We start from the raw sequence: 14,692 nt of genomic DNA on the forward strand, positions 1-14,692 counted from the left end.
CGCGGCCGCGCAGCCATCTCTCCGCCGCGCGCGAGCGCGACACGGCCAGGCCTGCCTGGATCGAGCGGCTCTTGAGCGACACCACGACGGCGTCGACCTCGGGCAGCGCGAGATCGTCCGCCGGCACGCCGATGGTCTGGACGGTGCGCAAGCCCGCGCGCGTCAGCGTGTTGGCGAGGTCGGAGGCGCCGGTGTAGTCGTCGGCGATGCAGCCCAGCGCAAGAGTCACGGCTTCACTCCAGCATAAGGCCTGAACCAGGCGAGCCCATCGGTGGTCTTACCGCGGGGATTGTATTCGCAGCCAACGAAGCCGGCATAGCCGAGCCGGTCGAGCTCTTCGAACAGGAACGGATAGTTCAGCTCCTCGCCGTCGGGCTCGTTGCGGGACGGGATGCTGGCGATCTGGACGTGACCGATGATCGGCATCATCTCGCGCAGCCGCATGGTGACGTCGCCGTGAATGATCCCGCAGTGATAGATGTCGAATTGGAGCTTCAGGTTTGGAAGGCGGAGCTCCTGGATCAAGTCGCGCGCGAAGCCGAAATCGTTGAGGAAATAGCCGGGCACGTTGCGCGCATTGATCGGCTCGATCACGACGTCGATACCGTGGGGCGCGAAGAACTCCGCAGCACACGCCACCGATTTGTAGAAGGCCTCGATCGCGACGCGCTCGCCGCGATTGGCGATGCCCGCCATCAGGTGCAGGCGCTTGACGCCGGTCGCCTTGGCATAGGGCAGCGCCGTCTCCAGGCTTGCCTTGAGATCATTGAAGCGCGAGGGAAGCGCCGCAAAACCCTTCTCGCCGGCGTTCCAATCACCCGGCGGCAGGTTGAACAGCGCTTGGGTCAGACCGTTGCGTTTGAGCCGCTCGCCGACCACCTCGGCCGGATGCTCATAGGGAAAGAGAAACTCGACGGCGGTGAAGCCGGCCTGGGCGGCGGCATCGAAGCGTTCGAGGAACGGCACCTCGGTGAACATCATCGAGAGGTTGGCGGCAAAACGGGGCATTGGAGTCCTCTTGCTTACTTGTCGCCGGGAAGCTTCACGCCGGTGACCTGCGCATACATCCGCGCCACTGACGCATCGTCATCGCGGCCCATGCCCGCGGCTGCCGTCATCAGGAACATCTGAAGCGCGGCGGCTGAGACCGGCACCGGGAATCTGGCACTACGCGCCATGTCCTGGATGATGCCGAGGTCCTTGACGAAAATCTCGACCGCGCTGCGCGGCGTGTAATCGCCGTCGAGCACATGCGGCATCCGATTCTCGAACATCCAGGAATTGCCGGCGGAAGCCGTGATCACCTCATAGACCTTGCGGATGTCGAGGCCCTGCTTGGCCGCGAAAGCCATCGCTTCGCTGGCGGCCGCGATATGCACGCCGGCGAGGAGCTGGTTGATCATCTTGAAAGCCGCCCCCTGCCCCGCGGCATCGCCGAGCTCGTAGAGCTTTGCGGCCATGGCGTCGAGCGCGGGCCGCGCCGTGGCAAAAGCGGCGGCGCTGCCGGAGGCGAGGATGGTCAGCTCGCCTTGCGCGGCACGCTGCGCCCCGCCGGAGATCGGCGCATCCAGATAGTGCCGGCCGGTCGCCTCCAGCTGCTTGGCGAGGCGCCGCGCCACGTCCGGGTCCATAGTCGCCGAGGATATGAAGACGCTGTCCTTCGGCATGGTCTCAGCCGCGCCATCCTTGCCGAACAGGATGGCCTCGGTCTGGGCGGCATTGACCACGACGCTGACGACGATTTCGGCAGCTTTGGCTGCTTCGGCCGGCGTCTTTGCGCCCGCGCCGCCGTCCGTCACGAAACGCGCGACGGCGTCGGCCGAGACGTCGCAGCCAGTAACGGCATGGCCGGCGCGCTTCAGCGAAGTCGCCATGCCGTATCCCATCGAGCCGAGCCCGACGACGGCGATACGCTGATTTTGTGACGTGGAGGCGGACATATGCAACTGACCCTTGCGAGCGTTTCCCGAATAGCCGCCCTTTGCGGCAGCTTGGCAACCGAATAACACGGCTTGGCCGCCCTGCCAAAGCGTGAGACAAGCAGGCATGACGGCCATGAGCAACGAGACAAGGCTGCGCGAGGATATCTGCCGCTTCGGACGGTCCCTGTTCGAGCGTGGGCTGACGCCGGGCTCCTCTGGCAATATCAGCGTGAGAATGGACGATGGCGGCTGGCTGGTGACGCCGACCAACGCCTCGCTCGGCTTCCTCGATCCGGCGAAGCTGTCGCGGCTGGATAGCCAGGGCCGGCTGGTTTCGGGCGATGCCCCGACCAAGGAAGTTCCTCTGCACACCGCGCTTTACGACACGCGCGGCAGTGCGCGCGCGATCGTGCATCTGCACTCCACCCATTCGGTCGCGCTCTCGATGCTGCCCGAGATCGACCCACGCGCCGCGCTGCCGCCGATGACAGCCTATTATTTGATGAAATGCGGCGCCACTGCGCTCGTGCCCTATTACCGGCCCGGCGATCCTGCGGTTGCCGATGCGATCAAGGGGCTGGCGGGGAAATACTCATCCGTGCTGCTCGCCAATCACGGCCCGGTGGTTGCCGGCGACACGCTGGAAGCGGCCGTGTTCGCGACGGAGGAGCTGGAGGAGACGGCGAAGCTGTATCTGCTGCTGCGCGGGATGAACCCGCGGTATTTGTCACCGGAGCAGGTGACGGATCTGGTGAAGGTGTTCGGGGTGGCGCTGCCGGAGCATGGGCACGGGCATTGAGCCCGGCTCTGTCTTCGTCATTGCGAGGGGCCCTTGCGACGATGCGGCGGACGGCGGCCACCACATCCACCGACGTCATCCTGAGGTGCGAGCCTTGCGATGCCATGCATCGCAAGGTGAAGCCTCGAAGGATGGGCTAGGCGCTCGCGGCCCATCCTTCGAGGCGCGCAAGGGCGCGCACCTCAGGATGACGGCTGAGCTTGTGGCTACAGACCAGAAAGCTACAGCCCCAGATACGCTTTGCGCACGTCCGGATTGCCCCTGATCTCGGCTGCCGCGCCCTGCATCAGCACACGGCCGGTTTGCAGGATGTAGGCGCGGTCGGCGATCTCCAGGCACTCCGCCATGCGCTGCTCGACGATCAGGACGGTCATGCCGGTGTCGCGGATGAGCTTCACGGCCTGGAAGATTTCATCCACCAGCTTGGGCATGATGCCCTGCGAGGGCTCATCCAGCATCAACAGCCGCGGGCGCGTCATCAGCGCGCGGCCGATCGCGAGCATCTGCTGCTCGCCGCCGGAGAGCGTCTCGGCGCGCTGCTCCAAACGCTCCTGAAGGCGCGGGAACAGCCTGAAGACGAGATCGAGCGGCTCTTCGCGGTTCGCTGCGCCCCGGTAGAGATAACTGCCGAGGCGAAGGTTATCGCGCACCGACAGACGTGGAAACAGCCGGCGGTTCTCCGGCACGTAGGCGATGCCGGTGGCCGTGATGTGATGCTGCGCCATGCCGTCGAGGCGCTTGCCGTCGAACGTCACGGTGCCCGAACGCAGGCGCTCGGCGCCGGCGATGGATTTGAGCAGCGTCGACTTGCCCGCGCCGTTGGCGCCGGCGACGCAGACGATCTCGCCCTTTTGGACCTCGATCGAGACCGCGGAGATCGCGACCAAGCCCTGGTAGGCCGTCGTGACTTCACGCACCCACAGCATGACGATCTCCCAGATATGCCTTGATCACCTTGGGATCGCGGACGACGTCGGCGGGCTTGCCCTCGACGAGCACCTTGCCGAGGTCGAGCACGATGGCCCGATCGACCAAGGGCATGACGATCTCCATGACATGCTCGACCATCAAGACGGTGATGCCGGCATCGCGCACCTTGCGCACCAGCGCCACGCCGGTCTGCGCTTCGGTCGGCGTGAGACCGGTGAGGACTTCGTCGAGCAGCAGCAATTTTGGCTCGGTCGCGAGCGCACGGGCGACTTCGAGGCGGCGCTTTTCGGCCGGCACGAGGTCGCTCGCGAGCACGTCGGCGCGCGCGGCAAGGCCGGTGAACTCCAGCACCTCATGCGCCTTGCGGCGCGCTTCGCGCATCACGGTGTTGCGCAGGAGCGCCCCGACGATGACGTTGTCGATGACACTCATGCTCTCGAAGCTCTTGACCACCTGGAAGGTCCGCCCAACCCCACGCTGGCAACGCTCGGCCGCCGGCAAGCTGGTGACATCCTCGCCGTCGAATAGAATCGAGCCTTGCGTCGGCGGCAGCACGCCGGCGATCAGATTGAACAGCGTCGACTTGCCGGCGCCGTTCGGCCCGATCAGGCCGACGATCTCGCCGCGTCCGACCGTGATCGAAACATCGCTGTTGGCGACGAGGCCGCCGAACCGCTGCCAGACGCCGCGGGTTTCAAGGAGCGCGGTCACCGCGTGGCTCCCTTCGCTTTTGAACGCGAGAACAGGCTCACCAGCCCCTGCGGCAAAGCCAGCGAGATCAGCACGATCAGCGTGCCATAGACGATGAGATCGACGCCGCGGCCGGAGCCGCCGATATAGGAGCGCGTGAGTTCAGTGAGCGGGATCAGGATCACGGCGCCGAGCAGCGGCCCCCACAGCGTGCCGATGCCGCCCAGCACCGCCGGCAACGCCATTAATAGCGAGAATTGGAAGCCCATGACGCTTCCGGGGTCGATATAGGAGACGAACTGCGCATAGAAGCTGCCGCCGACCGCGACCAGGAAGGCGGAGACCGCCGCAGCGCCCATCTTCGAGTTGAACACGACGACGCCAAGGCTCTCGGCCGCCTGCGGATTGTCCTTCACCGCCCGCCACCAATAGCCCCATTTGGAATCTTCCAGCCACCAGGTGACGAACCAGGCGACGCAGGCGAGCGCCAGCGCGAAGTAGAAGTATGGCAGTTTCGAGCGCGTGAACTGGAATTTCAGCCAGCTGTCGCCGCGCACGGGAATGTCGATGCCTAGCGCTGCGCCCGCCCAGTCCCAGTTCTGGATCAAGAGCAATCCGATCTCGGCGATCACGATGGTGGCGATCGCGAAGTAGTGGCCGCCGAGGCGGAAGCAGGGATAGCCCAGCGCCATGGCGATTACGGCCGAGATCAGCCCGCCGGCGATCATGCCGAACCATGGCAGCACGCCGAACTTGGTGAACAGCAGCGCAGTGGTGTAGGCCCCGAGCCCGAAATACAGCGCGTGCCCCAGCGAGATCTGCCCGCAATAGCCGGACAGGATGTTCCAGCTCTGCGACAACGCCGCGTACATCAGCGTCAGCACCATGATGTTCTGGACGTAGACGTCCTTGACGAACAACGGCACGATCGCTGCGACGGCCGCGAGGCCCGCAGCAGTGATGAGGTCGCGGCGGCGCCGCTCGACGAAATTCGTATCCATCACATCGACCCGAACAGGCCACGCGGCCGGATGAACACGACGAGCAGATAGACCGCGTAGATGCCGACCGACTTCAACGATGGCGGCAGGATCAACGCGGTGGTGGCTTCGACCAGGCCGACGATGATGCCGCCGGCAAAGGCGCCGAACACGCTACCGAAGCCGCCGAGCGCCACCGTGACATAGGCGATCAGCGCAAAGGATGCGCCGACGTCGGGATAAATGTAGAAGAAGGTCGCCATGATGGCGCCGGCAAGCCCGACCAGCGCGCCGCCAATGCCCCAGCCGAGCGCGAACACCCGGTTCTTGTCGATGCCGACGAGGGCCACCGCGCCGGGATCCTCACGGGTCGCCTCCAGCGCGCGGCCGAAATCGGTGCGGTTGATGAAGAGGTAGAGCCCGCCGAACGCGGCGATCGCGACCAGCGCGCCGAACAGCTGCGGCTGCGGAAGGAAGATGCCGGCGACCGAAACCGTCTTGCCGCCGAGCCATGAGTTGGGGACGCTGCGATAGTCGGCCGTGAAAAACAGCTGCGCCAGGCCGCGCATCACGATCGCAAGGCCAAAGGTCGCGAAGATCTGCACCATGCCGACATTGGCCTTGGCGCGCATCGCAAACCGCACGATCACGAGATAGACCGCCGCCCCCAGCACAAACAAGGCGGCGGCGGCCAGTGGCGCCGACAGCAGCGGATCGATCGCGAAGAACGTGAACAGGAAGAACGTCACGTACATCGCGAGCATCAGGAATTCGCCGTGGGCGAAGTTGACGACGTCCATCAGGCCGAAGATCAACGCCAGGCCAACGGCGATCAGTCCGTAGAGCAGCCCCATCAAGAGGCCGCTCGAAAGACTCTGGATAATAGTTTCGGCTGTCACGTGGCTTCGTCCCCCGCCCGGTCGCCTGATCGCTTATTTCATCGGCCAGATCGCATCGGCCACCGCCGCCTGCGTCGGGAAGATGGTGACGAACTTGCCGCCGACATACTGCAGGAGCACCGGGTCGGCGTCGTTGTTCTGGCCCATCTCGTCGAACTTGACGCGCTTCCAGGGCATGATGGTCTGCTCGCCCGGCATCTCGGTCGCGGCCAGCGCGTCGCGGATCTTCTCGCCGTCGGTGGATTTGGCGCGATTGATGGCATCAGCCATGATGATCATGGCCATGAACTGCCGCGACGTGTTGTCGTTGAGGTCCTTGCCCGACTTCGCCTTGAACAGATCGTTGATCTTGCCGACCATCGGGCGCTTCGCGGCGAGATCGAGAGAGAAGCTGCCGCGGGTGATCGCGCCCTCGAGCTTGTCGCCGACCGCGTCGTACAGCGCCTTCTCGGAGAAGCCGGCGGCCTGCGCCACGATGGCGTTCGGCTTGTATCCGAGCTCGGCCATGGTCTTGACCAGCAGGATGCCGTCGGTGGTGTAGCTCGACGGCATCAGCACGTCGGCATTGGCGGCCTTGAGCTGCTGCACCTCGGCCGAGAGCGACGGCGAGTTGGCGCGGTACTTGATGTCGGCGACGATCTTGTAGCCGCGCTCGTTGGCGAGCCTGGTCTGTGCGTTGGCGGAGTCGGTGCCGAAGATCGTGTCTTCGTGGAACAGCGCCAGCGTATTCGCCTTGGCGCCCTTCTTCTTCATCGCATCGAGGAAGTCGAACATCCCCGCCGAGAACATCTCGTCATGCGGCGAGGCGCGGAAATAGTATTTCAGGCCGCGGCGATGCAGGCTCGGCGAGGAGTTGTCCGCCGAGATGAACGGAGTCTGGTAGCGTTCGCAGATCTGGCTGATCGTGACCGCGACCGCGCTTTGATAGGTACCGAGGATGGCGCAGACCTTTTCCTGCGTGATCAGGCGCTCGGCTTCGGCCCGCCCCTTCTGCGGGTCGCCCTGGGTGTCGGCATAGACGAGACGGATCTTGGCGCCACCGAGACCCGGCAAGCCGACGCCCTTGGCGAGCGGAAGGTCGAGGTCCTGGTCGTTGTTGATGATGTCGACCGCCGTCTCGAACGCGCGCTGCGCATCGACACCCACCTGGGCGCCGGACCCCGACAACGGATAGGTCGCGCCGATCACCACTTCAGAAGTTTGCGCGCGCGCGGCTAGCGGCAGCAGCGCGGCAGCGGCGGTGGCTCCGAGCAGAACGTCGCGGCGAGTGATCGTCATTGGCAAAGTCCCCTATTATTCGAATTTTGCGTGTATCGCATGAAACGATTGTCAGATGGCGTAAAGCTCGAACAAGCAGCAGATGCTGCCTACTATATCACGGCCATGGTCCTGTTCTTCATATCCGTCACCAGCATCAGGCCGGGCGAATGCGTGATGGCGAACGGCAGCTTGGCAGCGTTGATGACCGATTGCGGCGTCACGCCGCAAGCCCAGAACACCGGGATCTCGTCATCGGCAACCGGCACCGGATCGCCGTAGTCGGGCTTGGCGATGTCCTTGATGCCGATCAGATGCGGATGGCCGAGATGCACGGGAGCACCGTGCACGGCGGGATAACGCGAGGTGATCTGCACCGCACGGATCGCATCCGCCGGCTTGAACGGACGCATCGACACCACCATGGGACCGGCGAACGGACCGGCCTCGCCGCAAGCGATGTTGGTGCGGTACATCGGCACGCGCACGTTCTGCTCGATGTGGCGGATCGGCATGCCCTCGTCGAGCAGCGCTTCTTCGAAGGAGAAGGAGCAGCCGAGCACGAAGGTGACGAGGTCGTCGCGCCAATGCTTGGTGACGTCGGTCGGCTCGTCCACGACCTCGCCGTCGCGCCAGACCCGGTAGCGCGGCACGTCGGTGCGGATGTCGAGATCGGCGCCCAGCGACGGGATGAAAGGGCTGCCGACGTCGGACATGCCGATGATCGGGCACGGCTTCGGATTGAGCTGGCAGAAGCGGTGGAAGGCGCCGGCATATTCGGCCGGCAGGATCGCCAGATTGCCCTGGACGAAGCCTGGAGCCACGCCGGCGGTGGAGGCGACCAATCCCCCGCGGTAGGCGAGCCGAGCCTTGCGGCTCGGAAGGGCGTCGGGCGTTTCAGTTTGCTGCGCTGCCACCAAAACAGTCATGTGATCGACCTGCCTATAAACTCGACAAAGACAAGCCAACACCAAGCGTGCTATAAAGTCTAATCGTCGTTTCTAATCAATCTCGATAAATCTATTTTATCGACTGGGAAAATCCTTCCAATGCTGGACTTCAGGTCGATCGAGACGTTCCTCTGGGTTGTGAAGCTCGGCAGCTTTCGCGGCGCCGCTCAACGCCTCAATACGACCCAACCGGCGATCTCCCAGCGCATCGCCCAGCTCGAACGCGAGATGGGCGTGAAGCTGCTCAACCGCGATCATCGCGTGGCCTCACCGACCCCGAGCGGCCGGCAGATGATGGTCTACGCCGAGAAGCTGATCGGCCTGCGCGCTCAGATGATGGCGGAGATCGGCGATGCTTCCGCGATGCGCGGCGTGATGCGGCTCGGCGTCGCCGAGACCATCGTGCACACCTGGCTGCCGCGGCTGGTGAAGAGCGTCAACGAGATCTATCCGAACCTGTCGCTGGAGATCGAGGTCGACATCACGCCGAACCTCACCGCGCGCCTGCTCGCGCAGGAGATCGAGCTCGCCTTCGTCGTCGGGCCGCTATCCGCTTCCGGCGTGCATAATCGCGTGCTCGCCGACTATCCGATCGGCTTCCTCGCCAGCCCCTCGCTCGGGCTCGGCAAGGGCCCCTTGACGCCGGCGCAGCTCGCGCGGTTTCCGATCATCACTTTCCCGCGCAAGACCAAGCCCTACGAGGTCGTGCGCGAGGTGTTCGACCGGCCGGAGCTGCCGCCGATCCGGCTGCATGCCTCCGCCTCGCTCGCGACCGTGATCCACATGGCGATCGAGGGGCTCGGCATCGCCGTGATCCCCGACGCCATCGTCGAGAACGAGCTGGCTGACGGCCGTCTGCAACTGCTCGATACCGATCTTGCGATCGCGCCCCTCACCTTCACCGCGAGCTGGCTCGCCTCGCCCGACGTCGTCGCCGTGGAGCGCGTCGCTGAGCTCGCCCGGCAGATTGCGCAGAGCAGCCTCGCGGTTGACGCGCCCGCGCTGGCGCGCCATTGAAAAAGGCGCCGGACAAGAGAGAGAACGACCGCATGAGCCGAGCCGCCACCAATCTGCAAATCGATTCCGCCCGCCTCTGGGGCTCAATCCACGAGACCGCAAAGTTCGGTGCGACGGCCAAAGGCGGCGTGCGGCGGCTGACGCTGAGCAACGAAGACAAGCAGGTGCGCGACTGGTTCCGCAAGGCCTGCGAAGACGCGGGCTTGGAGGTCCATGTCGACGCGCTCGGCTCGCAGTTCGGCCTGCGCAAGGGTCGCGACATGTCGAAGCTGCCCGTCGGCATCGGCTCGCATCTCGACACCCAGCCGACCGGCGGCAAGTATGACGGTATTTTGGGGACGCTCGGCGCGCTGGAAGTGATCCGCACGTTGAACGACGCCGGCATCGAGACCGAGGCGCCGATCTGCGTCGTGAACTGGACCAACGAGGAAGGCTCGCGCTTCGCACCTGCGATGATGGCCTCCGCCGCCTATGTCGGCGACTTCACCACGGACGACATTTTGTCGCGCAAGGACGCCGAGGGCACCACGGTCGGCCAGGCGCTCGACGGCATCGGCTATCGCGGCGACAAGCCGGTCGGCTTCCAGAAGCTCGGCTGCTTTGTCGAGCTGCACATCGAGCAGGGTCCGATCCTCGAGGCCGAAGGCAAGACCATCGGCGTGGTCGATTCCGGCCAGGGCGTGCTCTGGTACGACGGCAAGATTTCCGGCTTCGAGAGCCATGCCGGCTCGACGCCGATGCCGCTGCGGCGCGACGCGCTGGCGACGCTGTCGGAGATTGTGCTGGCGATGGAGGCCATCGCCAAGAAGCATGGGCCGAACGCGGTCGGCACCATCGGCGAGGCCGTCATCGCCAATCCTTCGCGCAACGTCATTCCCGGCGAGATCGCCTTCACCATGGATTGCCGCAGTGCCGACGGCGCCATCATGGACGCGCTCGATCGCGACTTGCGCGCCGCCATTGCCGAGATCGCCGGGCGCCGCAAAGTCGACGTCAAGATCGACCTGGTCTGGCGCAAGCCGCCGACGCATTTCGATCCCAAGCTCATCGCCGCGGTCGAGAACGCGGCGAAGACGCTCGGCTATTCCTCGCGCCGCATCACCTCCGGCGCCGGCCACGACGCCTGCAACCTCAACACCGTCATGCCGGCGGCCATGGTGTTCGTTCCCTGCAAGGACGGCATCAGCCATAATGAGCTGGAGGATGCGACGCAGCCGGACTGCGCCGCGGGCACCAACGTTCTCATGCATACCGTGCTGGCGATCGCCGGCGTCGCATCCTGATTGGAGACGAATATGCGCGGAGTTTTCGTCGACGCCAATGAAGCGCTTGCCGTGATCATGGAGCGGCTGGAGAAGCCTGGGGATCCCAAGGTCCGGATCCACAGGAACCCCGACATCAAGCCCGAGCAATATCCTGAAATCCTCGACGGCGCCGAGATCGCCATCGTCGATCATACGGCACTGCCGACCGAGGTCGCGAAGAAGTGCACCGGGCTGAAGCACGTCGTGTTCCTCGGCACCGGCGCGCGCAGCTACATGAATCCGGAGGAACTCGCCGAGCTCGGCATCTCCGTGCATCTGATCAAGGGCTATGGCGACACCGCAGTGGCGGAATCCGCGATCGCGTTGATGTGGGCCTCGGCCCGCGTCATCGCGATGATGGATCGCGAGATGCGCGGCGGCAATTGGCTGCGCGAGGACGGCATGCAGCTCACCGGCAAGACGCTCGGCCTGATCGGCTTCGGCGGCATCGCGGCGGAAGTTGCGCGCATCGCCTCCGGCAGCGGCATGAAGGTGATCGCCTGGAATCGCTCGCCGAAGAGCCACGCGGGCGTGGAGTTCACCGATCTCGATACCGTGCTGGCGAAGAGCGACGTCGTGTCGCTGCATCTGCTGCTCAACGACGAGACGCGCGGCATGATCACGCGCGAGAAGATCTTTGCGATGAAGCCCGGCGTCATCCTCGTCAACACCGCCCGCGCCGCGATCGTCGACGAGGCCGCCATGATCGACGCACTGAAGTCGGGCCACATCCGCCATGCCGGCCTCGACGTCTTCAACATCGAGCCGCTGCCGGGCGATCATCCGCTCACGAAATTGCCTAACGTGACGCTGTCGGCGCATTCGGCCTTCCGTACGCCGGAGGCGAGCGAGAACCTGATTGGCGCGGCATGGGAGCACTGCCGCCGGATCGTGAAGGGATAAAAGCAACAACAATGGCCGACTATCGCATCATCAAGGCAGAGCCGCTCACCAGCGCCATCCATGCCATCGTCAAGGCCGGCGGCTCCTCGGACCGTGAGGCCGAGCTCGTCGCCACCAATCTCGTCGAGGCCAATCTTAGGGGGCACGACTCGCACGGCGTCGGCATGATTCCGCGCTATGTGCAGAGCGTCACCACGGGCGGTCTCGCCGTGAACCAGCACGTCAAGATCGTCCTCGACACCGGTCCGCTGCTCACCCTCGACGGCCTCACCGGCTACGGCCAAGTGATCGGCCATGAAGCGATGGAGCTGGCCGCCGAGCGCGCCAAGCGCAACGGCGTGTGTCTCGTTGGCCTCTCCAACTCCCATCACATCGGCCGGATCGGCCACTGGGCCGAGCAGTGCATCGACCACGGGCTGGTCTCGATCCACTTCGTCAACGTGATCTCACGCCCGATCGTGGCGCCCTGGGGCGGCAGCGATGCTCGCCACGGCACCAACCCGTTCTGCGTCGGCATCCCGCGCAGGGGCAAGGACCCGATTGTGCTCGACTTCGCCACCAGCAGGATCGCGCAGGGCAAGACCCGCGTCGCCCACAACAAGGGCGTCGAACTCGAGCCCGGCACCATTATCGACAATGAAGGCAAGCCCACCGTTAATCCGCGCTATACCGTGATCCCGCCATACGGTGCCATCCTGCCGTTCGGCGAGCACAAGGGTTCGGGTCTCGCGCTGGTGTGCGAAATCCTCGGCGGCGCGCTCACCGGCGGACAGGTGGTCAAGGGCCCGTCCGACGGCAAATACAACGTCCTCAACGGTATGCTCTCGATCGTCATCGACCCGGATAAGCTCGGCACCGGCGAGAACCTCGCACGCGAGGTCGAGAGCTTCGTCGCCTGGCACACCGCCTCGTCACCCGGCCCCGGCATCGACAAGGTCAAGATCGCCGGCGAACCCGAGCGCGAGACCAAGAAGAATCGCCTCGCCGAAGGCATTCCGGTCGACCCGACCACCTGGCAGGACATTCTGGAGTCCGGGAAGAAGTTTGGGCTGGACCAGGCGACGATCGAGAAGATCGCGAGCTAGTCGGGAAGAGGCGGGTCCCTCGGCGTGCCCCGATCTCATGCAAAATTGCGCAAGAGAAACTGGACCGCGGCGAAAACGTCGGCGCACCTGCGGTGCGGATTGAACCGCCCCGCTTCGCATTGCGACAACGCGGATGTCCCGGCCTCTATCCGCCCCAGGGGTTCACATACTCTCCCGTCTCGCAAAGTTCGTGTCCGGTTCAAATCGGCAGCACGCCTCCGACCTCTACCTGCAACGGCTCGCCATTTATGAAAGCGAGCTCGACGAACCCGAGCGCACATTCACGGACAGCACAGAACGCCGCATCGACATCCATGCCTTTGGCCGCGATTTCGTACCGGAGTGCCAGGAGGGCTCCGACGAAGGCTATATCCTTCTGACCAACGGCATGAGCGAGCAGCGGATGCCTGGGGTACATGGCGACGCCAAGCCTCGCGCCGAGCTGATGTGGTACGTCCGCGAGCCGACGGAGGAGATTTGCGCCAATCTGCGCTGGCTCGCCAACCTGCCGTTCATCGACTCTACCTGGTTCGGCCTCGGTCACCGGGTCGCGTTGCCGAGACCGCCGGTTGCAGGAACGGACTTCGAGACTTTTCTGTTTCTCACGCCGATCATCGCTCCCGACAAGCGGATTGCCGAAACGCTGGAGATCGCGGGCGATCCAGTGGAGTTCCTGACCGTAAACCTGATCTCGCATCAGGAACTCGCACTGATCAAGTCCGAGGGACTGGATCCGTTTCTCGATCTCCTCGACGAGAACGACTATCCGCCGATCTTCGATCCGGCGCGGAAGTCGTACGTGTAGTCGAAGGGGTGAGTTATGCCAGCGGCCTGCGCTTTGCGCAGCCGCCGGCGAACCCACCCTACCCAATTCGCTTCAGTCCACCATATCCGCGACCGCCTTGCCGCACGCAGTGGTGTCGGCGTTGCCGCCGAGATCCTTGGTGCGCAGCGTGCGCTCGGCGAGCGTGCGCTCGATCGCCTCGACGATCGATTTGCCGGCTTCCTTCTCGCCGAGATGTTCGAGCATCATCGCACCCGACCAGATCATGCCGATCGGATTGGCGATGCCCTGCCCTGCGATATCGGGCGCCGAGCCGTGCACGGGCTCGAACACCGAGGGGAAATCCCCCTCCGGATTGATATTGCCTGACGGAGCGATACCGATGGTGCCGGTGCAGGCCGGGCCGAGGTCGGAGAGAATGTCGCCGAACAGGTTGGAGCCGACCACGACGTCGAACCAATCCGGATGCAGCACGAAGTTCGCGGTCAGGATGTCGATGTGGTACTTGTCCCACTTCACGCCGGGAAACTTCTTGGCCATCGCCTCCACGCGCTCGTCCCAATAGGGCATGGTGATGGAGATGCCGTTCGACTTCGTCGCCGAAGTCAGGTGCTTCTTCGGCCGCGACTGGGCGAGCTCGAAGGCGAATTTCAGGATGCGGTCGACGCCGGTGCGGGTCATCACCGTCTGCTGCGTCACGAACTCGCGGTCGGTATCCGGGAACATGCGCCCGCCGACGGAGGAATATTCACCTTCCGTGTTCTCGCGCACCACCCAGAAGTCGATATCGCCGGGCTTGCGGTTCGCCAGCGGCGACGGCACGCCGGGCATCAGCCGGACCGGGCGCAGGTTCACGTACTGGTCGAACTCGCGGCGAAATTTGATCAGCGAGCCCCACAGCGAGACGTGATCCGGAATCTTGGCGGGCCAGCCGACGGCGCCAAAATAGATCGCGTCGTGCTTGCCGATCTTTTCCTTCCAATCGTCCGGCATCATCTGGCCGTGCTTCTCGTAATAGTCCCAGGACGAGAAGTCGAAATGGTCGAAATGCACGGCGACCCCGTGCTTCTTCGCCGCCGCCTCGAGGACGCGCAGGCCCTCGGGCATCACTTCCTTGCCGATGCCGTCGCCGGGAATGACTGCGATCCGGTATTGTTTCTTGCTCATCGAGA

Annotated in this window: 16 protein-coding genes; 6 read left to right on the forward strand and 10 right to left on the reverse strand. The window is 64.6% G+C overall.

Features of this window, described 5'->3' with window-relative positions:
* From SE91_RS37720 to ltnD, 3 genes are all read right to left on the reverse strand, one after another.
* A partial coding sequence (locus tag SE91_RS37720; protein WP_502687147.1) for a four-carbon acid sugar kinase family protein occupies positions 1 to 229 on the reverse strand: 229 nt, incomplete at its 3' end.
* Positions 226 to 1,008: a 2-oxo-tetronate isomerase gene (gene otnI / locus SE91_RS21185; protein WP_061848976.1), complete on the reverse strand. Its 783-nt coding sequence runs from the start codon at positions 1,006 to 1,008 to the stop codon at positions 226 to 228. The genes SE91_RS37720 and otnI, both read right to left, overlap by 4 nt.
* A gap of 14 nt (positions 1,009 to 1,022) precedes the next feature.
* Entirely contained in the window at positions 1,023 to 1,946 is a 924-nt protein-coding gene (gene ltnD / locus SE91_RS21190; RefSeq protein ID WP_502687148.1) for an L-threonate dehydrogenase, read from the reverse strand.
* A 100-nt stretch (positions 1,947 to 2,046) separates the two neighbouring features.
* On the opposite strand from ltnD, the gene otnC reads away from it, so the two are divergent.
* On the forward strand, positions 2,047 to 2,721 hold the full coding sequence (otnC, locus tag SE91_RS21195; RefSeq protein ID WP_061848978.1) for a 3-oxo-tetronate 4-phosphate decarboxylase: 675 nt from the start codon (positions 2,047 to 2,049) through the stop codon (positions 2,719 to 2,721).
* Between the two features lie 221 nt (positions 2,722 to 2,942).
* On the opposite strand, the gene SE91_RS21200 is transcribed toward otnC, so the two are convergent.
* The 6 genes from SE91_RS21200 to SE91_RS21225 all read right to left on the reverse strand — a co-directional run bounded on the left by SE91_RS21200 (position 2,943) and on the right by SE91_RS21225 (position 8,406).
* The gene (locus SE91_RS21200; protein ID WP_061848979.1) at positions 2,943 to 3,647 is read right to left on the reverse strand and encodes an ABC transporter ATP-binding protein; all 705 of its coding nucleotides are present in this window, start codon (positions 3,645 to 3,647) and stop codon (positions 2,943 to 2,945) included.
* Positions 3,631 to 4,362, reverse strand: coding sequence for an ABC transporter ATP-binding protein (locus SE91_RS21205; protein WP_061848980.1), 732 nt, complete (start codon positions 4,360 to 4,362; stop codon positions 3,631 to 3,633). The genes SE91_RS21200 and SE91_RS21205 overlap by 17 nt, the downstream gene beginning before the upstream one ends.
* A complete protein-coding gene (locus SE91_RS21210) occupies positions 4,359 to 5,342 on the reverse strand; it encodes a branched-chain amino acid ABC transporter permease (protein WP_008550150.1) in 984 nt (327 codons plus the stop codon). The genes SE91_RS21205 and SE91_RS21210 overlap by 4 nt, the downstream gene beginning before the upstream one ends.
* Positions 5,342 to 6,220, reverse strand: coding sequence for a branched-chain amino acid ABC transporter permease (locus SE91_RS21215; RefSeq protein ID WP_061848981.1), 879 nt, complete (start codon positions 6,218 to 6,220; stop codon positions 5,342 to 5,344). The genes SE91_RS21210 and SE91_RS21215 overlap by 1 nt, the downstream gene beginning before the upstream one ends.
* 33 nt (positions 6,221 to 6,253) lie before the next feature.
* Entirely contained in the window at positions 6,254 to 7,498 is a 1,245-nt protein-coding gene (locus tag SE91_RS21220; protein WP_060735476.1) for an ABC transporter substrate-binding protein, read from the reverse strand.
* A gap of 92 nt (positions 7,499 to 7,590) precedes the next feature.
* Positions 7,591 to 8,406, reverse strand: a complete 816-nt coding sequence (locus SE91_RS21225) for a putative hydro-lyase (RefSeq protein WP_060735475.1) — start codon at positions 8,404 to 8,406, stop codon at positions 7,591 to 7,593.
* Positions 8,407 to 8,526: 120 nt separating this feature from the next.
* Between SE91_RS21225 and SE91_RS21230 the strand changes: the two genes are divergently transcribed.
* From SE91_RS21230 to SE91_RS21250, 5 genes are all read left to right on the forward strand, one after another.
* A complete protein-coding gene (locus tag SE91_RS21230; RefSeq protein ID WP_060735474.1) occupies positions 8,527 to 9,444 on the forward strand; it encodes a LysR family transcriptional regulator in 918 nt (305 codons plus the stop codon).
* 32 nt (positions 9,445 to 9,476) lie between these two features.
* On the forward strand, positions 9,477 to 10,727 hold the full coding sequence (locus tag SE91_RS21235) for a Zn-dependent hydrolase (protein WP_061848982.1): 1,251 nt from the start codon (positions 9,477 to 9,479) through the stop codon (positions 10,725 to 10,727).
* A 12-nt stretch (positions 10,728 to 10,739) separates the two neighbouring features.
* Positions 10,740 to 11,651, forward strand: coding sequence for an NAD(P)-dependent oxidoreductase (locus SE91_RS21240; protein ID WP_061851228.1), 912 nt, complete (start codon positions 10,740 to 10,742; stop codon positions 11,649 to 11,651).
* Positions 11,652 to 11,662: 11 nt separating this feature from the next.
* Positions 11,663 to 12,736, forward strand: a complete 1,074-nt coding sequence (locus tag SE91_RS21245) for a malate/lactate/ureidoglycolate dehydrogenase (protein ID WP_061848983.1) — start codon at positions 11,663 to 11,665, stop codon at positions 12,734 to 12,736.
* A 133-nt stretch (positions 12,737 to 12,869) separates the two neighbouring features.
* On the forward strand, positions 12,870 to 13,541 hold the full coding sequence (locus SE91_RS21250; RefSeq protein ID WP_245318487.1) for a suppressor of fused domain protein: 672 nt from the start codon (positions 12,870 to 12,872) through the stop codon (positions 13,539 to 13,541).
* 72 nt (positions 13,542 to 13,613) lie between these two features.
* Here the strand turns inward: SE91_RS21250 and SE91_RS21255 are convergent, their stop codons facing one another.
* The gene (locus SE91_RS21255) at positions 13,614 to 14,687 is read right to left on the reverse strand and encodes a tartrate dehydrogenase (RefSeq protein WP_060735473.1); all 1,074 of its coding nucleotides are present in this window, start codon (positions 14,685 to 14,687) and stop codon (positions 13,614 to 13,616) included.
* Positions 14,688 to 14,692 lie beyond the last annotated feature (5 nt).

The organism is Bradyrhizobium sp. DOA1, assembly GCF_001593325.1.
GTDB lineage: Bacteria > Pseudomonadota > Alphaproteobacteria > Rhizobiales > Xanthobacteraceae > Bradyrhizobium.